Genomic DNA, 21329 nt, shown 5'->3' with positions numbered 1-21329 from the left:
ACGACAGCAGGCAATAAAAAAAGCCGACCCCGGGGTCGGCTTTTTTGATTTTCGTACGAAGCTCGCCGTTTAGAACTCGGCGGTACGCGGGGTACGCGGGAAGGGGATGACGTCACGCACGTTGCCCATGCCGGTCACATAGACCACCAGACGCTCGAAGCCCAGACCAAAGCCGGAGTGCGGCACTGTGCCGTAGCGACGCAGGTCGCGATACCACCAGTAGTCTTCCTTGTTCAGACCCATCTCGGCCAGGCGCGCATCCAGCACGTCCAGTCGCTCTTCACGCTGGGAGCCACCGATGATCTCGCCGATCCCCGGGGCCAGCACGTCCATGGCGGCGACGGTCTTGCCGTCGTCGTTGAGGCGCATGTAGAAGGCCTTGATGTCTTTCGGGTAGTTCTTCACCACCACCGGGGATTTGAAGTGCTCCTCGGCCAGGTAGCGCTCGTGCTCGGAGGACAAGTCGATGCCCCAGGAGACCGGGAACTCGAAGGTCTTGCCGCAGTTTTTCAGCACTTCGATGGCGTCGGTGTAATCGATCTGGGCGAAGTCGGAGGAGACGAAGCGCTCCAGACGGTCGATGGCATCCTTGTCGACGTGCTGGGCGAAGAATTCCAGATCGTCGCGGCGCTCGGCCAGCACGGCGTTGAAGACATATTTCAGCATGGCTTCGGCCAGGGCGGCGTTATCTTCCAGGTTGGCGAAGGCGATCTCCGGCTCCACCATCCAGAACTCTGCCAAATGGCGGCTGGTGTTGGAGTTTTCGGCGCGGAAGGTCGGGCCGAAGGTGTAGACCTTGGACAGGGCGCAGGCATAGGTCTCGACGTTGAGCTGACCGGACACGGTCAGGAAGGTCTCCTTGCCGAAGAAGTCCTTGTCGTAGTCGACCTTGCCGGCCTCGGTGCGCGGCAGGTTTTCCAGATCCAGGGTGGAGACGCGGAACATCTCGCCCGCACCTTCGGTGTCGGAGGCGGTGATGAGCGGCGCGGCGATCCACAGATAACCCTGCTCGTGGAAGAAGCGGTGAATGGCCTGGGCCAGGCAGTTGCGCACCCGGGTCACGGCGCCGACCACGTTGGTGCGGGCACGCAGGTGACCCTGCTCGCGCAGGTATTCGATGCTGTGGCGCTTGGCGGACATGGGGTAGGTGTCCGGATCTTCGACCCAGCCCACCACCTTGACCTCGGAGGCTTGCAGCTCGAAGGCCTGACCGCTGCCCTGGGAGGCGACGATCTCGCCGGTCACTTCCACGGAGCAGGCGGTGGTCAGACGCAGCACTTCATTCTCGTAATTGGCCAGGGTATTGGGGACGACGGCCTGTACCGGATGGAAACAGGAGCCATCGGATATGGCCAAAAACGAGATCCCCGCCTTGGAATCACGGCGGGTCCGGATCCACCCTTTCACTGTCTGGGTGGTGCCAACCGCATACTTACCGGTCAGCACATCTACTACGGATGCGTGCGTCATCGAAATATTGTCTCCAGCTTGTTCTTGCAGCGCTATTTGCAACACTAGGGGTCTTGCCGGGGCATGAATGGCCCTGGGTGGCAGACTAAGCCGTCAATCTTACCCGTGGGGGTTTGATAAAACCAAGCAAAAATATCGGTCGTTTGTGGGGTTTTCGGCCCGGATCGCTCGGCAGGCGGGCCGTCAGAACAGGGGGCGGGCACGGCGGCAGACCCGCAGGCGCCGGATGGGCCGGAGCATGAGCCCGGGGCGGCCTCTCTCTGTGGCTCAGCCCCGGCTTTTCTTGTCCCGCTCCGAGGAGGCGGGGCGCTTGCCGAGCTGGCGCTCCACGCTGTCGAGCATCTGGTTGTAGGCCAGTGCGACCCGGCCTATCTCGTCGCCCTCGTCGCCCTCGAGCCGATGACCGAAGTCATGGCGATCGGTGGCCTCTTCCATGGAACGGGTCAGCTGATTGAGGGGGCGGACTATCCAGGTACGGATGACCCAGAGGGTCAGCAGCAGTCCCAGCCCGAAGATGACGGTGAGGCTCAGGGCCGAGGTGAGAATGTTCTGCTCGACCCGGGTGAACAGGGTGTCGAGGGAGTAGTCGAAGCGTACGGCACCCAACACGGTGTTCTCCGCCACCTGATGGCAGCTGGTGCAGTCGGTGCCGCGAAAATCTTTCTGGGCCAGCAGCGGACGGGTCACCACCAGCCGGCTGTGCATGCCGTCGTTGACCACCTCCACGCTGCCTTTGCCCGCCAGCGCCAGGGCATCGAATCTGTCCTTGGGCGCTTCGGTCTCGCGACCCGGCCCGTACTGCTTGTTGATGGGGGCACCGCGCACTATGCGGGCGTCTTCCACGTGGGCATGTTCGAGGAACTTGCTGCGCAGGGTATCGCGGGCCGCCATCTTGTCGGTCAGCATCAGCATGTTGAGGCCGTCGAAGTAGGCCTCGGTCTGCTCGTGGCTCTGCTCCTTGATGAGGGTCAGGATGAGATCGCGCTCGCGTACCGCCTGATAGGCCGCGGAGAACACCAATACCATGGAGAAGATGAACAGCAGGAAAAAATTGATCTTGGCAGTGATGGAGAGGCGCATGGGGCTGGTACATCTGTTGGGTCAAACTCGCGCAGTCTACGCCTCCCGTCGTTCGGGTTCTGGTGTCTCGCTCACATTCTGATGAAAAAGAGCCAAAAGGCCCTGCACTCTCATGCAGGGCCCGTTCATGCTGGCTCAGTACTCGCCGCTGGCGATGGCCTGGGTGATGGCGGTGGTCAGCACGGTTAATTCCGACGGGGAGATGACGAAGGGCGGCATCAGGTAGATGATCTTGCCAAAGGGCCGGATCCAGGCTCCCAGTTCGACAAACTTGCGCTGGATGCGCGCCACATCGACCCGCTCCTTCATCTCCACCACCCCGATGGCCCCCAGCACCCGCACATCCGCCACCGCCGGCTCCAGGGTCAGTGCCACCAGCTCGGACCTGAGCTGGTGTTCGATGGCGCGCACCCGATCGCGCCAGGGCGAGGCCAGTAGCAGCTCGATGGAGGCGTTGGCGACCGCGCAGGCCAGCGGGTTGCCCATGAAGGTGGGCCCGTGCATGAAGACCCCCGCCTTGCCGTCACAGATGGTGCGGGCGACCCGCTCCGTGGTGAGGGTGGCCGACAGCGTCAGGTAGCCACCGGTGAGCGCCTTGCCGAGGCACATGATGTCCGGGCTGATGCCGGCCCAGTCACAGGCGAACAGCTGGCCGGTGCGCCCGAAGCCGGTGGCAATCTCGTCGGCGATGAGCAGCACGCCGTACTCGTCGCACAGGGCGCGCACCCACTGCAGGTAGCGGGGGTGGTAGAAGCGCATGCCGCCCGCCCCCTGCACGATGGGCTCGAGCACGATGGCGGCGATCTCCTCGTGATGGTCCGCCATCAGGGTGGCGAGCTCCACCACGCACTCTTCGTCCCAGTCGGCGTGGAAGCGGCAGCTCGGCGCCGAGACGAAGTGATGCTCCGGCAGGAAACCTTGATAGAGCTCGTGCATGCCGCCATCCGGATCGCAGACGCTCATGGCGCCGAAGGTATCACCGTGATAGCCGCCGCGCAGGGAGACAAACTTGGATCTGGGCGTGCCCTTGGCGTGCCAGTACTGCTGGGCCATCTTGAGCGCCACCTCCACCGCCACCGAGCCGGAATCGGCGAGGAAGACCCTGTCCAGCCCCGCCGGGGTGATCTCCACCAGCTTGCGGCACAGCTCGATGGCGGGGGCGTGGGTCAGGCCGCCAAACATCACGTGGGACATCTTGCCGAGCTGGGCGCTCGCCGCCGCATCGAGCTCCGGTACCTGATAGCCGTGAATGCAGGCCCACCAGGAGCTCATGCCATCCACCAGGGTGCGGCCATCGCTCAAGGTCAGGTTCACCCCCTTGGCGCTGGCCACTTCGTAGCAGGGCAGGGGATGGGTGAGGGAGGTATAGGGGTGCCAGACGTGGTGCAGGTCGAACTCTTTATTGGTCATTGTTTGTTCTGTTGTCAATGTGATTGATCTGGTCGGTGTTGACAGTCTACGCGCGCTCTCTACACTAGCCAACAATTTCAGCCACTTGGCTTCGCACGCTCAGGATTGCGTGCGGGGCATGGCGGGTTCTGCGGTCGCTCATCCGGGATGGCCGGCGCAGGATCCCACTTATAACAATCGGAAGCCATGTATGAATGCTCTCACCCTGGGGGGTCATGCCCTTCGTCACGACTGGACCCTGGCCGAGGTGCAGTCGCTGTTTGCCCTGCCATTCAACGATCTGCTGTTCCAGGCCCAGACGGTGCACCGCGCCCATTTCGATCCCAACGAGGTGCAGGTGAGCACCCTGCTCTCCATCAAGACCGGCGCCTGTCCGGAGGATTGCAAATACTGCCCCCAGAGCGCCCGTTATCACACCGGGCTCGAGACCGAGCGGTTGATGGAGGTGGAGAAGGTGCTGGAGCGGGCCCGTGAGGCCAGGGCCAACGGCTCGTCGCGCTTCTGCATGGGGGCCGCCTGGCGCAACCCCAAAGAAAAAGACATGCCCTACATACTGCGGATGGTCGAGGAGGTGCGGGGGCTCGGCATGGAGACCTGCATGACCTTGGGGATGCTGACCGCCGAGCAGGCGTCCCGTCTCGGTGCGGCCGGGCTCGACTACTACAACCACAACCTCGATACCTCGCCGGAGTTCTACGGCGACATCATCACCACCCGTACCTATCAGGACCGACTCGACACCCTGGCGCACGTGCGTGGCGCCGGCATGAAGGTCTGTTCCGGCGGCATCGTCGGCATGGGGGAGCAGGCCAAGGACAGGGCGGGTCTGCTGATGGCGCTGGCCAACCTGCCATGCCACCCGGAGAGCGTGCCCATCAACATGCTGGTCAAGGTGAAAGGCACGCCGCTGGAGAACGAGGCGAACCTCGACGCCTTCGAATTTATCCGCACCATTGCCGTGGCGCGCATCATGATGCCGGGCTCCCACGTGCGCCTCTCCGCCGGGCGGGAGAAGATGAACGAGCAGATGCAGGCCATGTGCTTCATGGCGGGGGCGAACTCCATCTTCTACGGCTGCAAGCTGTTGACCACGCCGAACCCGGACGAGAGCAGCGACATGCAGCTGTTCAAGCGGCTCGGCATCCGCCCCGCCCAGCGCGTCCAGAAGCCCGATGCGGTGCAGGAAGAGGAGCTGCTGGCCGAGGTGACACGCCAGCCCGCCGGCGACGAGCTGTTCTATGATGCCACCCGTCAGCGTGCGGCAGTGCAGTCTGCTGTAAAACCCGCATGAGTATCGTCACTTCTTCTGATAAATCGGGGCCTTTCGCCCTGAGTGACGCCCTGGCCGAGCGTGAGCGCAATGCCCTGCTGCGCCAGCGTATCCCGACCGAGGGCGCCACCGGCCCCCGACTGCAGGTCGGGGGGCGCGAGTACCTCAACTTCTCCGCCAACGACTACCTGGGGCTGGCCAGCGACGACGTCATCAAGCAGGCGTTCATGGCTGGGATTTCACACCATGGCACCGGCTCCGGCGCCTCCCCGCTGGTGACCGGTTACAGCCGTGCACACCAGCGGCTGGAAGAGGAACTCGCCGACTGGCTGGGGCTGGAGGCGGTGCTGCTGTTCAACTGCGGCTTCTCCGCCAATCAGGCGGTGCTCAAGGCCTTGCTCGGCAAGGAGCATCTGCTGTGGCAGGACAGGCTCAACCACGCCTCCCTGCAGGAGATGGGCAACCAGCTGCCCTGCAAGATGAGGCGCTTCGCCCACAACGACATGGCGGCCCTCGAGCGGCAGCTGGCGCCGGGCAAGGGCTTGATCGTCTCGGAGGGGGTGTTCAGCATGGACGGGGATCAGGGTCCCTGGCGCGAGCTCGCAGCCCTGGCCGCCCAAAGCGGCAACTGGCTGATGATCGACGATGCCCACGGTCTCGGCGTGCTGGGGCCTGAGGGGCGCGGCACCCTGGCGGCGCAGAAGGTCGATCCCGGCGCAGTGCACATCCAGATGGGCACCTTTGGCAAGGCGCTCGGGGTGGCAGGCGCCTTCGTGGGCGGCAGTCGCGAGCTGGTGGACTATCTGGTCAACTTCGCCCGCCCCTATGTCTACAGCACCCATATGCCCGCCGCCCAGGCCTGCGCGGTCAGCCAGAGCATCGCACTGGTGCGTGCGGCAGATGAGGCGCGCGCCCATCTGCAACGGCTGATCGCCCGCTTTCGGCAGGGGGCTGGCCAGCTTGGCTGGACCCTAGGTGAAAGTGAGACGCCAATTCAGCCGCTGCTGGTGGGGGAGAGCGCGCCAGCCCTTGCCTTGAGCGAGCGACTGCGTGAGCGCGGCCTCTGGGTCGGTGCCATCCGCCCACCGACGGTGCCACAGGGCACGGCGCGACTGCGCATCACTCTTTGTGCCAACCACAGCGAGCAGGATATCGACCGTCTGCTGGATGGCCTGGGTCTCTGCCCGGCCCTTGCAGGGGAGCCATCCCATGCATGAGCCGCTCTCCCACGACGCCTTCCAGCGGGTCGACAAGGTGCAGTTGGCGCGCCGCTTCGGCGCCGCTGCCCGCCACTACGACGCCCATGCCCGTTTCCAGCAGGAGGTGGGGCAGGCGCTGCTGGCGCGGATGCAGGATGTTGTGCCCAGTGCCTTGCCTGAGTCTGGTCTGGATCTCGACTCTGCCGCGCACCGGCGTTGCTTGACCGGTGCTTTACCGGAAACGGGGCTGGATCTGGGCTGCGGCACGGGTTTCTTCCTGCCACAGCTCGCCACTCATTGTCAGCAACTGCACGGGCTGGATCTCGCCCCCGGCATGCTGGCGCAGGCGGCCCAGCGGGGCAGCGGCGCCTGGCTGTTGTGCGGTGATGCGGAGCAGTTGCCCTTCGCCGACCAGAGCCTGGACTGGGTCTTCTCCAGCCTCGCCCTGCAGTGGTGTGAGCGCCCGACCCGGGCCTTCGCCGAGCTGCGTCGGGTGCTCAAGCCCGGCGGTCAGCTGCTGTTCTCGACCCTGCTCTCGGACTCTCTCTGGCAACTGCGTGAGGCCTGGCGCACGGTTGACGAGCGTCCCCATGTCAATCGTTTTCTCAGCCTGTCACAATTGCGCCGCGCCCTCATCGACGGTGGCTTTCCCACCCCCGAACTGGAATGCCTGACCTGGTCTCTCGCCTACCCGGAGCTGACCGGGCTGCTGCGGGACCTCAAGGGCATAGGGGCCAGCCAGCTCAACGATGGCCGTCAGCCCGGGCTTGGCAATCGCCAGCGCCTGTTGCGCCTGGGGGAGGCCTATGAGCAATACCGTCAGCCCGATGGCCTGCTGGCCGCCAGTTATCAGGTCTGCCTCGGACGACTCGTTCGTCAATAGAAGGCCGGCTGGTTCGTCCATAAGCGATTCCGCCCGCCCATGGGGGAGCGGCTCGCCACCCAACATCATTGAAACGCGGGTGACGCGGCCAGGCCGCCACCCTGTATTGCGTTGAGGAGTCATCATGGTCAAATCCTTCTTTATCACCGGCACCGACACCGACGTGGGCAAGACGCTGGTCGCCCGCACCCTGCTGCGGGAACTCGCCACCCAGGGCATTTCATGCGCCGGTTACAAGCCCATCTCGGCGGGGTGTGCCCGCACCGCCGAGGGGCTGCGCAACCAGGATGCCCTGTTGCTGCAGGCCGCTGCCAGCCTCCCGTTGCCTTATGAGCAGGTCAATCCCTTTGCCTTTGAGCCGCCGATCGCACCCCACATCGCCGCCCGCGAGGTGGGGGAGTCTATCCCTCTGAGTGGCTTGTCCGCGGGGCTGCGAGCCATCGAGCAGGCCGGCGCCGAGCTGGTGATCGTCGAGGGGGCCGGGGGCTGGTTCCTGCCGCTGGACAGAACCTATCTGCTGTCGGACTGGGTCAGGCAGGAGAACCTGCCGGTGATCGTGGTGGTGGGGGCCAAGCTCGGTTGCCTCAACCATGCGCTGCTCACCTTCGCCGCCATTCGCAACCAGGACTTGCCGATCGCCGGTTGGGTGATCAACCGGCTGGATGAGCGCATGAGCCACTACCAGGAGAACCTGGATACCCTGAGGGGCTTGCTACCGGCGCCATTTTTGGGTGAAATACCTTTTGTAAACAATCCACTCGACGCTGATTTACGCGGGTGTCTCGATATTTCTCCTCTGCTCTGAACCCGACATTCAGCAAACATTCATCGGATCTATCTATTATCTGGAGCTGGTGTGGTAGCAGGCCGGCAGCGAATCGGCCCGGACCACGCATCTATATCTCACAAGGAGTCAATATGAAGCGAATTATGCTATTCCTGGTGACCAACCTGGCCGTCATGCTGGTGCTGGGGGTGGTACTCAATATCCTGTTCTCGGTTCTGGGGATCAACAAGTCCAGCATTTCCGGTCTGTTGGTGTTCTGCGCCGTGTTCGGTTTTGGGGGTTCCTTTATCTCCTTGCTGATGTCCAAGTGGATGGCCAAGCGCAGCTATGGTGTCCAGGTCATCGAGCAACCCCGTAACGAGACCGAGCACTGGCTGGTCAGCACCGTGGCCCGTCAGGCCCGCGAGGCAGGCATCAAGATGCCGGAAGTGGGGATCTACGACTCCCCCGAGATGAACGCCTTCGCCACCGGTGCCCGTCGTGACGACTCGCTGGTGGCCGTCTCCTCCGGCCTGCTCTACAGCATGAGCCGTGACGAGGCGGAAGCCGTGCTGGCCCACGAGGTGAGTCACGTGGCCAACGGTGACATGGTGACCCTGACCCTGATCCAGGGGGTGGTGAACACCTTCGTGATGTTCTTCGCCCGTATCGTGGCCGGCGTCATCAGCAACTTCTTCAGCTCCAACAACAGCGAAGAGAGCAGCAGCACCGGTGGTTTTGCCTACATGATCACCGTGTTCGTGCTGGAGATGATCTTCGGTGTGCTGGCCTCCATGATCGTCATGTGGTTCAGCCGTCAGCGTGAGTTCCGTGCCGATGCGGGCGCCGCCAAGCTGGCCGGTCGTGACAAGATGATCGCCGCGCTGCAGCGCCTCTCCCGTGGCGCCGAGCCGCAGATGGAAGGCACCATGATGGCCTTCGGCATCAACGGCAAGCGCTCCGTGAGCGAGCTGTTCATGAGCCACCCGCCCATCGAGCAGCGCATCGCCGCCCTGCGCGGTTAAGCGTGTCGCCATCAAAAACGGCTGCCCTCGGGCAGCCGTTTTCGTTTCTGCAATTTGGTGATTTAGGGAGATAGCCCCGCTTCCTGGCTTATTGCGGTTCGATCATCTTATTTGATCACCAGATCGGTCAGCGGCACGGCGCAGCAGGTGAGGATCCTGCCCGCGGACCGCTCGGCGGCGGTGATGGCCGGCGCATCCGGGTGATCCACCTCGCCCGAGAGCAGGGTCTGCTTGCAACTGCCGCAGATGCCGGCGCGGCAGCTCCAGGGCAGCTCCACCCCTTGCTTGTGGGCTTGATCGAGGATGGTGCCCTGATTGTTGCCGGCAAAGCGCTGTTCGCCGATGCGCACTTGCACCGCCTGATGGGGGCGGGCCACCGAGAGGATGGCGCCACCGAAGCTCTCCTGCCGGATGCGCTCGGCGGGGACGCCCTGGGCGGTGAGCAGCGCGACCGCCTCGCTCATAAAGCCGTGGGGGCCGCACAGGAAGACTTCCCGTGCGAGCAGGGCCGGGATCCTGGCGAGGTGCGCCTGGCTCAGACGCCCGCTGAGCCCCTGCCAGTGGGGGCCGGGCTGGCTCAGGATCAGGGTGAGTTGCATGCCGGCCTGGCTCAGGGCGTGCAGCTCGGCGGCGGCCGGGATGTCGGCCTCGCTGCGGCACAGGTGCATGAAGTGCACCTCATCGAGTTCATCCCGCAGGGCCAGGGTACGGGCGATGGCGAGCATGGGGGTGACGCCGGAGCCTGCCGAGAGCAGCAGCAACTTGCGCTCGCGCCCCAGATGAAAATCACCGGCGGGGGGGTTGGCCAGCAAGGTGTCGCCGACGTTCAGCTGACTGTGCAGCCAGGGGGAGATGCGACCCTCGCCGAGGCGCTTGACGCTGATGCTATAGCGATCCGGTTGATCCGGCGTAGAGCTTAAGGTGTAGCGCCGTTGCAGTCGCTCTCGCGCCTTCCCCTGACCGATGTCGAGGCTGATGGGCAGGTGCTGGCCCGGCAGGTAATCCGGCAGGGGCTCGCCGTCGGCGGCCTCGAACCAGAAGGTCTCCAGATCCCGCGCCAGCGGCTCGCGGGCAATGCAGCGTAACACTCTTTTTTTAGGGGATTCGTTGGGATAAACCACAGGTCTGGCGCTCTCTAATACCTCGATTTCACTGCCTGCGGCGATCCAGCCCTCGTTCAATGCCACCAGATTCTGACCGAAGTAGACCTCGCCATCCGCGCCACGGCGATAACGGGTGAGGGTGGCCAGCGGCTCTTTGAGGGCGTTGAATCTGTCGCTGCCGGGTTCCACCGTGGTCATGATGCAGCGGCTGCAGGGCTTGGCGACCAGGAACTCCACCTCGCCGATGCGGATCCGCTTCCAGCCATCCTCCTCGAATGGCCTGGTGCCGCTCGCCACCAGGTTGGTTCTGAACTGGCTCATCTGGTGCAAGGCATCGGAGCGCAGGTTGAGGTCATCGAGCGAACTCTGGCCGATCAGCAGCAGCGGATAGCCGTCGGCGAAGCTGACCCGGGTGCCGGTCTTGGTGCGAAAACGATCCGAGATTTCCCCCAGCCAGAGCAGCCGGACCGGTTCACCCGCCACTCGGCTCAGCCACGCATCGGCCTCGGCGTGGGTATGGAGGGCACTGAAGTTGTCACCCCAGACGCCGGTGGTCTGCGGGGCGCGGCTGAATGTCTGCTCCAGCAAGGTGAGCGACTCCAGGCCCGGGTAGCGCAGTTGCAAGCCGCCGTCCATGGGGGAGGCCACCACCCGTTGCAGTTGGGGATGGGTGCGGGCAGTGATGAAGCTGCCGTCCGGCTTGACCACCATGTAGCGGCGATCCCCTCGCAGCCCCTCTTCGGTCACCAGGGCGCGAGTCAGTGGCATGCCTGCCGTCGATTTGATGGGATAGAGATGAATGCTGTCGAGCCTTGGCATGTCCGGGTCCTTGTGCTGTGGGCTGTTCCTGTGAAGAGAAACAAGATAATGATCCCTGCTCTGCGCAGCAATCGTTGCATGCTTGCGTCCTGGTCCCGCCCTCGCGCAGAGGAAGAGTCGAGCGCCTCGAGCCCCTGAAGGCAGGTTCCCCCTTTGGGCCGAGCCCGATGGCAAACGGGTTTATTGACGGGGAGATGGCCTGAGCGGCGTCATGCTGTGCGCAATCAGACAAGATGTTACACGGGTCACGTTCTGTTCTCCACACCCAAAAATATGCAACTTTATTTGATCTAGATCGATTGATTAGCGCAAAAAACAGCTCACTGTTGAGTCATATTTCACTTCCTGACGCTTTCGCTTCTTCCCCCTCCGGCCACCGTCTGCCTCGGCTACACGGTTTCAAGTGCCAGCGGAGAGGGCCTGTCACACAAAAAGAAGAAAGCAACCTATGAGCAAACAACGTGATTTGACTCCACAGCCGGATCTTTCCCAGAAAACGGGAACAGGCCCGGTCCGTACTCGGCTACCCGTTTGGCGGCCGGCCCTGCCACCTTGCAACCACGCCTGCCCGGCCGGAGAGAACATCCAAGCCTGGCTTGCCCTGGCCGAAGCGGGCCGCCTCGAGGCGGCCTGGCAGATGCTGCTCGAAGAAAATCCGCTGCCTGCCGTGCACGGACGGGTCTGCTATCACCCCTGTGAGAGCGCTTGCAACCGCGCCCAGGTGGATGAGGCCGTCTCCATTCACGCCATCGAGCGTTTCCTCGGTGACGAGGCGCTGGCCCGGGGCTGGCAGCCTGCACCGCCGGCGCCCGCCAGCGGCAAGAAGGTGCTGATCGTCGGTGCCGGTCCCTCGGGGTTGTCATGCGCCTGGCACCTCAACCGTCTCGGCCATGAGGTGGAGATCCGCGAGTCGGGCCCGCTGGCCGGTGGCATGCTGCGCTTTGGCATTCCCGCTTATCGCTTGCCCCGGGATGTGCTCGATCACGAGGTGGCCCGCATCCTTGCCGCCGGAGTGACGCTCAGGCTCAACCACAAGGTGGAGGACGTGATCAAGGCGCGCGATGAGGGGGGCTTCGACGCCGTCTTCATGGCCATAGGTGCTCATCTGGCAAAACGGGTCGACATACCGGCGCGGGAAGCGGGCAAGATCCTCGATGCGGTGAGCTTCCTCGAGCAGGCGAGCCTGGCCGAGGAGCAGGGACTGCCGCCCCCCCAACTGGGCCGCAGGGTCGCCATCTACGGTGGCGGCAACACCGCCATGGACGCGGCCCGTACCGCCCGCCGGCTCGGGGTGGAGGAGGCGATGATCATCTACAGGCGCGATCGGGATCATATGCCGGCCCACGCCTTCGAGGCCGACGAGGCCGAGGAGGAGGGGATCAAGATCAACTGGTTGCGCAGCATTCGCCAGCTCGACAACAGCGCCATCGAGGTGGAGGTGATGGTGTTGGATGAGCAGGGCAAGCCGGTACCCACCGGCCAGTTCGAAACCCTGGAGGCGGACTCCCTCATCCTGGCACTGGGGCAGGAGGTGGATCTCTCTGTGCTGGAGAGCATCCCCGGCGTGCGGGTCAACGGGGATGGGGTGGTGCAGGTGACCGACAACCTGATGACAGACGTGCCCGGCCTCTTTGCCGGCGGCGACATGGTGCCCTCCGAGCGCACCGTCACCATCGCCACCGGCCACGGCAAGAAGGCGGCACGGCACATGGATGCCTGGCTGCGGGGCCGCCACCATCACAAGCCGATCTCCCATCCGCTGGTGGGGCCGGAGCAGTTGCAGCTCTGGTTCCAGACCCATGCTCCTGCCAGCAGCCAGCCGACTAGGCCCGCTTGGACGCGGAACGATTTTGGCGAGATCATCGGTGGGCTGGATGAGACGACGGCCCGCTACGAGGCTGCGCGCTGCTACTCCTGCGGCAATTGCTTCGAGTGCGACGGTTGCTACGGCAGCTGCCCCGAGCAGGCCATCCTGAAGCTGGCACCGGGCCAGGGCTATCGGGTCGATGCCGACCGCTGCACCGGCTGCGGTGCCTGTCACGATCAGTGTCCCTGCCATGCCATCGAACTGCGCCAACCTGAGGTGTCCCAATGAAACACGAACTGATCATGGTCGATGGCAACGAAGCCGCGGCCCGGGTGGCGTACCAGCTGAGCGAAGTGTGCGCGATCTATCCCATCACCCCTTCCTCGACCATGGCCGAGCTGGCGGATGCCTGGGCCGACGAGGGGCAGACGAACCTCTGGGGCAACGTGCCCACCGTCGTGGAGATGCAGAGCGAAGGGGGGGCGGCCGGCACTGTACACGGTGCCCTGCAGGCGGGGGCGCTCGCCACCACCTTCACCGCCAGCCAGGGGCTGATGCTGATGCTGCCCAACATGTACAAGATCGCCGGCGAGCTCACCGCCGCCGTGTTCCATGTGGCAGCCCGCTCCCTGGCGGCCCAGGGGCTCTCCATCTTCGGCGACCATCAGGACGTGATGGCGGCGCGCAGCACCGGCTTTGCCATGCTGGCCTCCGCCTCGGTGCAGGAGGCGCAGGATCTGGCGCTCATCGCCCACAGCGTTACCCTGCAGAGCCGGGTGCCCTTCATCCACTTCTTCGACGGTTTTCGCACCTCCCACGAGGTGAACAAGATAACCGCCCTGCACCAAGACGAGATCCGCGCCTTGATCGACAACGACTGGGTGCGCGCCCACCGCGCTAGGGCTCTGAATCCGGATCGCCCTGTGATGCGCGGCACGGCCCAGAACCCGGACACCTATTTCCAGTCAAGGGAGAGCGTCAACCCCTTCTACGAGGCGGTGCCGGCCCGGGTGCAGCAGTGCATGGACAGGCTAGGCGCCCTCACCGGCCGCCACTACCGGCTGGTGGAGTACCACGGCGCAACCGATGCCACCGACGTCATCCTGCTGATGGGGTCGGGGGCGGCCACCGCCCGCACCACGGTGGACTGGCTCAACCGCCAGGATCGCAAGACCGGGGTCCTGGTGGTGCGCCTCTATCGCCCCTTCCCGGTGCAGGCGCTGCTCGATGCGCTGCCCGCCAGCGTGCGCCGCATGGCGGTGCTGGATCGCACCAAGGAGCCGGGAGCGGGGGGCGAGCCACTGCTGCTGGATGTGCAGAGCGCCCTCATCGACGGCCTGCAACGGGGCCTGCTCAAGCGATTGCCCTGGCTCAGCGGCGGCCGCTATGGCCTCTCCTCCAAGGAGTTCACCCCGGCCATGTGTGCCGCTGTGTTCGAGGAGCTGGCATCCGATGCACCGCGCCCGCGCTTCACCGTCGGCATCGTCGATGATGTGTCGGGTCTGGGCCTTGACTGGCATCCCATCGGCGATCTGGAGCCCGCCAGCCGGGTGCGGGCCCTGTTTTTCGGGCTGGGGGCGGACGGCACAGTCGGCGCCAACAAGAACAGCATCAAGATCATCGGCGAGCTGGACGGCTTCCATGCCCAGGGTTACTTCGTCTACGACTCCAAGAAGTCCGGCTCGCGCACCGTCTCTCACCTGCGCTTCGGCCCCGCGCCCATAGACGCGCCCTGGCTCATCGAGCAGGCGAGCTTCATCGGCTGTCACCAGTGGAGTTTCGTCGAATCGGTGGATTTGCTGGAGCACGCCGCCGAGGGGGCGACCCTGTTGCTCAACGCGCCTCATGAGGCGGGCGAGGTCTGGGCCCGGTTGCCCGAGCGGCTGCGGGCCCGCATCCGGGCGCTCAAGATCCGGCTCTACTGCATCGACGGGGACAGGGTGGCCGAGCAGAACGGCATGGGCAATCGCATCAACACCATCATGCAGACCTGCTTCTTCGCGCTAGCCGGGGTCTTGCCGAGAGAGGAGGCGATCGCCCTCATCAAGCAGAGCATCGAGAAGAGCTATGCCCGCAAGGGGCCGCAAGTGGTGGCGCGCAACTTCGCCGCGGTGGACGACACCCTGGCCCACTTCAACGAGATTGTGATCCCGGCGGGGGATGAGTGGCCAAGCGACTACCCGCTGCCGCTGGCACCGGGGGGCTGCGAGTTCGTGCAGCGGGTCACCGGCGAGATGCTGGCGGGACGGGGGGATCTCATTCCCGTCTCCATGCTGCCTGTGGATGGCACCTATCCGACCGGCACCAGTCGCTTCGAGAAGCGGGACATCGCCCGGGAGATCCCGCTCTGGCGTTCGGAACACTGCATCCAGTGCGGCAACTGTGTCTTCGTCTGCCCCCACGCGGCGCTGCGGGCCAAGTTCTACCATCAGGACTGGCTGGCGACCGCCCCCGAGGCGGTGCAGTCGGTGCCGGTGACCGCCAAGGGCTTCCCGGACAGCCGCTATAGCCTGCAACTCTATCCGGAGGATTGCACCGGCTGCGGTCAGTGTGTGCAGGCCTGCCCGGTACGGGTGGGGGCCGATGAGTCACATGAGGGCGATCGCGCCATCGTGATGGCCGACAAGGCGCCGCACCTCGAAGGCCAGAAACAGGCGCTGCGCTGGTTCGAGCGCCTGCCCTGGCCCGCCCGCGAGCGGGTGGACTTCTCCACGGTGCGCGGTACCCAGTTCCTCGAGCCGTTGTTCGAGTTCTCCGGGGCCTGCGCCGGCTGTGGCGAGACGCCCTACCTCAAGCTGCTGACCCAGCTGTTCGGGGATCGCATGCTGGTGGCAAACGCCACCGGTTGTTCGTCCATCTATGGCGGCAACCTGCCGACCACCCCCTGGGCGAAGAATGGCGAAGGCAAGGGGCCGGCCTGGTCCAACTCCCTGTTCGAGGACAACGCCGAGTTTGGCTTCGGTTTCAGACTCACAGCCGATCAGCATCAGGGCCAGGCGGTGGCCGCACTGCAGGGGATGCGAAACGAGCTGGGGGCCGAGTTGGTCGACACGCTCATCGGTGCCCCCCAGCGGCTGGAGTCCGAGATCCGCGCCCAGCGGGGCAGGGTGGCGCTGGTGCGCGATCGACTGGAGGAGGTGCGCTCGGGGCAAGCCCGGGAGCTGCTGTCGCTCATCGATCAGCTGGTGCGCCGATCGGTCTGGATCGTCGGCGGCGACGGCTGGGCCTATGACATCGGCTCGGGTGGCCTCGATCATGTGCTCGCCTCCGGGCGGGATGTGAACGTGCTGGTGATGGATACCGAGGTCTACTCCAACACCGGTGGCCAGATGTCCAAATCGACTCCGCTCGGCGCCGTGGCCAAGTTCGCGGCGGGGGGCAAGACCCTCGCCAAGAAGGACGTAGCGCTGCAGGCCATCTCCTACGGCAACGTCTATGTGGCGCGCATCGCCTTTGGTGCCAATCCGCAACAGACGCTGCAGGCGTTGCGCGAGGCGGAGGCTTATCCAGGGCCGTCCCTCATCATCGCCTACAGCCACTGTATCGCCCACGGCATCGACATGGAGCAAGGGTTGAACCAGCAGAAGCGGGCGGTGGACTCGGGCCACTGGCCGCTGATGCGCTACAACCCGGTGTTGCGCAGCGCGGGGCAGAATCCCTTCAGTCTCGACAGCCTGCGTCCCTCCATCCCCCTCGCCACCTATAGAGCCGAGGAGAACCGCTACCGGGTGCTGGCCCAGAGCCATCCCGAGGAAGCGGAGCGGCTGATGCAGGTGGCGCAGCAGGTGGCCCGCCAAAAATGGGCCACCTACGAGGAGATGGCGACCCGCGAGGCGAGTCACTTCCACCCGCCGATCTGAGACGAGCGGTAATCAGCGGGAGGGGCCAGGGCGGCCCCTCCTTTTTTTATGTTGCCTCGTATTCTGCGAGCAATTAAAAGCCCGGCTTGAGGGCCGGGCTGGGGGATAAGTTGCTTATCCGGGTATTCGTCGAGGCGTCTAATGTGGATGTTGTTTGAGGATGTCGTATATCTCCTCTTTCAGCTTAAGTTTCTGTTTTTTCAGATCCTTCACCTCGGAGCTGTAATCGCTGGCGTGATGCTTTTCCAACTTTCTAATCTCCGCATCCAGGTCATTGTGCAAATCAAACTTCTTCTGGAAATGGACATCACTGCTCTTCAGTTTCGAGATGAGTTCTCTGTACTCTGGGAACATGTAATGGAGCCTCCTTGTTGTCGTTTGCTGGTGCCTTGACCTTCAAACTACCCCTAACGCCGACGAAGAAATGTGATCCGCTTCAAATTCGTCGTCACTGGATTGCAGTCCGCCCCCGCGTTTTTTTAACTGCTTGAATTGCAAGCTGATAAGAGCTTGCTCAATCAGGATCCAGTCCCCGAACTGGGAGGTATATCACGTTTGTGACCCGCGTATGACAGTCGCAGGCAAACAAAAAGGGGCCCATGGGCCCCTCTCCGGCATCAGCCGATGGTCACTCTTTTTTCTTCTTCTTTTCCGGCAGCGGCTGGCCATCACGGGCGATCACCTTGCCCACCTCGAAGCCTACCTGCGCCGCCAGCTCTTCCAGGTCCGGCGCCTTGGCCTCGTCGCCGATGGCGTACTGGTAGTTGGCGATGGTGATCTTCTCGGCCACCGGGGTGCCGGGGACTATGGGCTCACGCCAGCCCTGACCGACATGAGCCACCAGGGTGCCGTTCATGATGAGCTCGCCGACGATCTCCTGGGTGGGAGTGCCCTTGCCGTAGGTGAGCGCCTGCGGGTGTTTCTTGCCGACCAGCGGTTCGGTGCTGGCGTGCATCAGCTTGGTGCGGATCAGCCACTTGGGATCCTTGGTCTTGCCGACCGCCTTGCCGGTCTGGTACTCGTTGATCTTGATGGTCTTGATCATCTGGGCCATGAAGTGCTTGGTCAGTGCTTTCTGGGCTTCGCTGCTCTCATCGATGACGATGGGAGCCACGTACCAGATTTGGGCCGCCTGCGCCTTGGGTGCCTTGGATGCAGTGGCGCCGGTTTGCGCCATGGCCAGTGAGCTGAGCAGCAGAGTAGCCAACAAGAGTCCGATTTTCTTCATTCTGATTCCGCTTATGTTTCAACTAGGATTTTGTTTTGCCAGCGGCGACTGCGCCAGCGCCAGAACATGGCCAGACCGCGTACCCACTCATCGCAGGCAAGCGCCAACCAGATGCCGACCAGGCCATAACCTTGCATGATCCCAAGGAAATAGGCGAGCGGGACGGCAATCCCCCACATGGAGACGAGCGCCATGTAGAGCGGGAAACGGGCATCCCCGGTGGCACGCAGGGCGTTGATCACCACCAGGTTGAAGGTGCGGCCGGGTTCGAGGATGAGGCTGATGAGAAACAACTGCGCCACCTGGGTGATGATGTCGGGATCGTCGGTGAACAGGCTGATGATGGCGCGGCCATTCAGGGCCGCGGCGATGGCGATGAAGGTGGTGACGATGAGCCCGAGTTTGAGGCTCTTGAGCAACTGGTTATAGGCCTGCTCGAAGCGGCGGGCCCCCGCGAGGTGACCGATGATGATCTCGTTGCCAAGGCCGATGGAGAGGCCGAACAGCAGGATGAACAGGCAGATCTGGAAGAAGTAGGACTGGGTCGCCAGCGCCTTGTCGCCGAGCAGACCGACGAAGGCCGTCACCACCATGAACTGCAGCATCCAGGAGAGGTTCTCTCCCGCCGCCGGCAGGCCGATGTGCAGCACCTTGTCCAGCATGGCCTTGCTGGGGCGAACTATCTCCGGCAGTCGCAGCTTGATGCCGGTCTTGCGGGTCACCAGCCACACCAGCAGCACCACCCCGACGATGCGACCCGCCACCGTGCTGATGGCGACCCCGGCCACCCCCATCTGCGGCAGGCCGAACCAGCCGTAGAGCAGCAGCAGGTTGCCGACGAAGGTGATGAGGTTGACGATGAGCGTCACGTACATGGCCTGACGGGTATGGCCGTGGGCGCGCAGGGTGGCGGCCAGGCAGAGCGCCGCCGCTTCCGGCAGCAGGCACAGACCGATGATCTGCAGGTAGAGGGTGGCATCCCCCATCAGGTGGGCAGGCAGGTTCATCAACGCCAGCATGGTGCTGGCCCCGGCGATGACCCCCACCGCCGCCACCAGCCCCACCAGCAGGTTGAAGCCGATGGCGGTGTGGATCACCACCCGCGCCTTCTCCTTGTCGCCGGCCCCGAGATACTGGGTGATCACCACGCTGGTCCCGATGCTGACGAAGCTGAACAGGGTGATGGCGAGATCGAACACCTGGTTGCCGACCGCCAGCGCCGCCACCCCCTGATAGGAGACGTGTCCCACCATGAAGGTGTTGAGGGCCCCGGTCAGGAAGTGCAGGGCGAGATCGATGAACAGTGGCCAGGTCAGGGCGAAGAGGGTGCCCGGGCCCGCGTGGGATTGAGTCTGCATGACATGTCCAAATAGGAATGATGGCTCTCGTCAGCGCCATCTGGACGGGCATTTAACACCAAGAGCCTGAGCGGTGCAATGGCTGAGCCTGCCTGCTGCTCGCTCGGCAGGGTGAATCGACGGTGCCGAGTTCGGTTGCATCTCATCCCTATTCAGGCAGGAGTGGCACCGGCCTCCTGCTCGGAAGGCAGGGTGAGCCGCGCCGAGTCCGGCAGCGCCTCGTCCTGGGGCCAGCGGGAGAGCAGGGCGTCGGTGGTGCTCTCTGTCACCTCGTCATCCTTGAACACCGGCTCGCGGTAGCAGCGGGTCATGCGCAGCGCCTGATACATGTCGGGGCAGAGGGTGATCCCCTCGTCGCCGACCCGGATCCCGGCCTGCTGCAGCCAATGGGTCATCTGGCCGTGGCGACCGGCCATCACCATGTGGATACCCCGTCGCTTCAGCTCCTTGTGCAGCTCGCCCACCATGCTCATCACGCTGATGTCCTGATGGGTGAAGCAGGCGACGGCGTCGATCACCAGACACTTGGGGTTCTGGGGATCCTGCACCAGCAGGGCCAGCACCCGCCGCTTGAAGTAGGGGGCATTGAAGTAGGTGAGCGGCGAGTTGAAGCGATAGACCAGGATGCCGGGAATGGCCTTGGCCTGCTCGTTGTCCCCCAGGGTGCGCACCACGCCCTCGTCATCCATGCCGAGCAGTTGATCGGTCGGACGCATCACGTTGCGCAGGAACTGGAACAGCCCCAGCAGGACCGCGAGGGTGATCCCCGGGATCACCCCCATGGCCAGCACGCTGACGAAGGTGATGAGTGCCAGCCAGAAGGCGGCCCTATCCGAGTGGCGCAGCGCCCACAGGCCGTGAAAGTCGGTCAGCGACAGGGAGGCCATCACCAGTACTACGCCGAGGGCGGCGGTGGGAATGTATTGCAGTGGCGCCGTCAGGTAGAAGGTGACCAGGGCGATGATGAGGGCGGCGATGATGGAGACCAGCTGGCTCTTGCCACCGTTGGCATCGTTGACCGCGGTGCGCGAATCGGCACCGCTGATGGCAAAGCCCTGGGAGAGGGCCGAGGCCAGGTTGGCCATCCCGAGCGCCCTGAACTCCTTGTCGGCATCGATCTCGTAGCCGTTCTTGGCGGCGAAGCTGCGGGCGGTGAGCATCATGGAGACGAAGCTCACCATGGCGAGGTTCAAGGCGGGCAGCACCAGTTCACGCATCAGGCCGGGGGGAAATTCCGGCATCTGGAATTCCGGCAGACCTGAGCCAATGGCGCCCAGGGTGGCGATGTCGAAGCGGGCCAGATCCAGCGCCCACACCAGGGCGGCCGTCACCACCATGGCCACCATGGAAGAGGGCCAGGCCGGCTTGTAGCGCTTGCTCAGCAACAGGGTAAGCAGCGCCGTCAGGCTCATGGCCAGGGTCGGCAGGTGGGTCTGGGTGATGTAGTGGGTGGCGTTGAGAATGCGCTCGATCAAATAGCGTTCACTGAAGGTGAAACCGAAGATCTTGGAGAGCTGGCCCACCATGATGGTGATGGCTACCCCGTTGAGCAGCCCCATCAGGATGGGGCGGGAGAGGAAATCGGCCAGCACCCCCAGCTTGAAGCGGCTGGCGATGAGGCACCAGAACCCGGTCATGGCGGTCATGGTCATCACCAGTTGCCACTGCAGGGTGGCGCTCCCGGCGGCGAGCGGGGTCACCACGGCGGCAATGACGGCGCAGGTGGCGGCATCCGGGCCGACGATGAGCTGACGGGAGGTACCAAACAGGGCATAGACCAGCATGGGCAGGATGCAGGAGTAGAGGCCGACGATGGCCCCCACCCCGGCGAGCTCTGCATAGGCGATGGCCACGGGCAGCGCCACCGCGGCCACCGACAGGCCTGCGCGAAGGTCCGGTACCAGCCAGGCCCGCTGATATTGCAGCAGGGCGGCGAGGCCCGGCAGCCAGCGTTCGAGAGAGAAGAAGTCGCGCATTATTTAACCCATTGAGTTATAAACAGCTTTTGGCTCTAGTGTGCCCAAGGTTGTCGAAGCATTGCAACGCCGTTA

At 64.1% G+C, this 21329-nt stretch carries 15 protein-coding genes; 7 read left to right on the top strand and 8 right to left on the bottom strand.

The window, feature by feature from the left end:
- Positions 1 to 69 precede the first annotated feature (69 nt).
- The 3 genes from asnS to bioA form a co-directional block, all read right to left on the bottom strand.
- Entirely contained in the window at positions 70 to 1470 is a 1401-nt protein-coding gene (gene asnS, locus ACZ9IL_RS10995) for an asparagine--tRNA ligase (protein ID WP_476003552.1), read from the bottom strand.
- A gap of 267 nt (positions 1471 to 1737) precedes the next feature.
- Positions 1738 to 2550 carry a HAMP domain-containing protein gene (locus ACZ9IL_RS10990; protein WP_476003551.1) on the bottom strand — a complete coding sequence of 271 codons (813 nt, stop codon included), beginning with the start codon at positions 2548 to 2550 and terminating at the stop codon, positions 1738 to 1740.
- Between the two features lie 135 nt (positions 2551 to 2685).
- Positions 2686 to 3960, bottom strand: a complete 1275-nt coding sequence (gene bioA / locus ACZ9IL_RS10985) for an adenosylmethionine--8-amino-7-oxononanoate transaminase (protein WP_476003550.1) — start codon at positions 3958 to 3960, stop codon at positions 2686 to 2688.
- A 190-nt stretch (positions 3961 to 4150) separates the two neighbouring features.
- On the opposite strand from bioA, the gene bioB reads away from it, so the two are divergent.
- From bioB to htpX, 5 genes are all read left to right on the top strand, one after another.
- Positions 4151 to 5251: a biotin synthase BioB gene (gene bioB, locus ACZ9IL_RS10980; protein ID WP_476003549.1), complete on the top strand. Its 1101-nt coding sequence runs from the start codon at positions 4151 to 4153 to the stop codon at positions 5249 to 5251.
- Positions 5248 to 6447: an 8-amino-7-oxononanoate synthase gene (gene bioF / locus ACZ9IL_RS10975; protein WP_476003548.1), complete on the top strand. Its 1200-nt coding sequence runs from the start codon at positions 5248 to 5250 to the stop codon at positions 6445 to 6447. The genes bioB and bioF overlap by 4 nt, the downstream gene beginning before the upstream one ends.
- Entirely contained in the window at positions 6440 to 7312 is an 873-nt protein-coding gene (locus ACZ9IL_RS10970) for a methyltransferase domain-containing protein (protein ID WP_476003547.1), read from the top strand. The genes bioF and ACZ9IL_RS10970 overlap by 8 nt, the downstream gene beginning before the upstream one ends.
- A 124-nt stretch (positions 7313 to 7436) precedes the next feature.
- Positions 7437 to 8117 (top strand): dethiobiotin synthase, encoded by a 681-nt coding sequence (bioD, locus tag ACZ9IL_RS10965; protein WP_476003546.1) that lies wholly within the window; start codon positions 7437 to 7439, stop codon positions 8115 to 8117.
- A 113-nt stretch (positions 8118 to 8230) separates the two neighbouring features.
- The gene (gene htpX, locus ACZ9IL_RS10960; RefSeq protein WP_476003545.1) at positions 8231 to 9103 is read left to right on the top strand and encodes a protease HtpX; all 873 of its coding nucleotides are present in this window, start codon (positions 8231 to 8233) and stop codon (positions 9101 to 9103) included.
- Positions 9104 to 9210: 107 nt separating this feature from the next.
- Here the strand turns inward: htpX and ACZ9IL_RS10955 are convergent, their stop codons facing one another.
- Positions 9211 to 11025 (bottom strand): MOSC N-terminal beta barrel domain-containing protein, encoded by a 1815-nt coding sequence (locus ACZ9IL_RS10955; RefSeq protein ID WP_476003544.1) that lies wholly within the window; start codon positions 11023 to 11025, stop codon positions 9211 to 9213.
- Positions 11026 to 11473: 448 nt separating this feature from the next.
- Between ACZ9IL_RS10955 and ACZ9IL_RS10950 the strand changes: the two genes are divergently transcribed.
- Both ACZ9IL_RS10950 and nifJ read left to right on the top strand, forming a co-directional pair.
- Entirely contained in the window at positions 11474 to 13120 is a 1647-nt protein-coding gene (locus ACZ9IL_RS10950; RefSeq protein ID WP_476003543.1) for an NAD(P)-binding protein, read from the top strand.
- Positions 13117 to 16692, top strand: coding sequence for a pyruvate:ferredoxin (flavodoxin) oxidoreductase (gene nifJ, locus ACZ9IL_RS10945; RefSeq protein ID WP_476003542.1), 3576 nt, complete (start codon positions 13117 to 13119; stop codon positions 16690 to 16692). Before ACZ9IL_RS10950 ends, nifJ begins: the two co-directional genes overlap by 4 nt.
- Positions 16693 to 16830: 138 nt before the next feature.
- On the opposite strand, the gene ACZ9IL_RS10940 is transcribed toward nifJ, so the two are convergent.
- The 4 genes from ACZ9IL_RS10940 to ACZ9IL_RS10925 all read right to left on the bottom strand — a co-directional run bounded on the left by ACZ9IL_RS10940 (position 16831) and on the right by ACZ9IL_RS10925 (position 21254).
- A complete protein-coding gene (locus tag ACZ9IL_RS10940) occupies positions 16831 to 17046 on the bottom strand; it encodes an HP1242/YdcH family protein (RefSeq protein WP_108536732.1) in 216 nt (71 codons plus the stop codon).
- Positions 17047 to 17320: 274 nt separating this feature from the next.
- Entirely contained in the window at positions 17321 to 17920 is a 600-nt protein-coding gene (locus tag ACZ9IL_RS10935; protein ID WP_476003541.1) for a hypothetical protein, read from the bottom strand.
- 11 nt (positions 17921 to 17931) lie between these two features.
- Entirely contained in the window at positions 17932 to 19278 is a 1347-nt protein-coding gene (locus ACZ9IL_RS10930; RefSeq protein WP_476003540.1) for an MATE family efflux transporter, read from the bottom strand.
- A 152-nt stretch (positions 19279 to 19430) separates the two neighbouring features.
- Positions 19431 to 21254, bottom strand: coding sequence for a SulP family inorganic anion transporter (locus ACZ9IL_RS10925; protein ID WP_476003539.1), 1824 nt, complete (start codon positions 21252 to 21254; stop codon positions 19431 to 19433).
- Positions 21255 to 21329: the final 75 nt, after the last annotated feature.

Source organism: Aeromonas sp. TECH754 (genome assembly GCF_056279295.1).
Note: the sequence above shows the minus strand (reverse complement) of the source record. Positions and strands in the feature narration are given on the sequence as shown.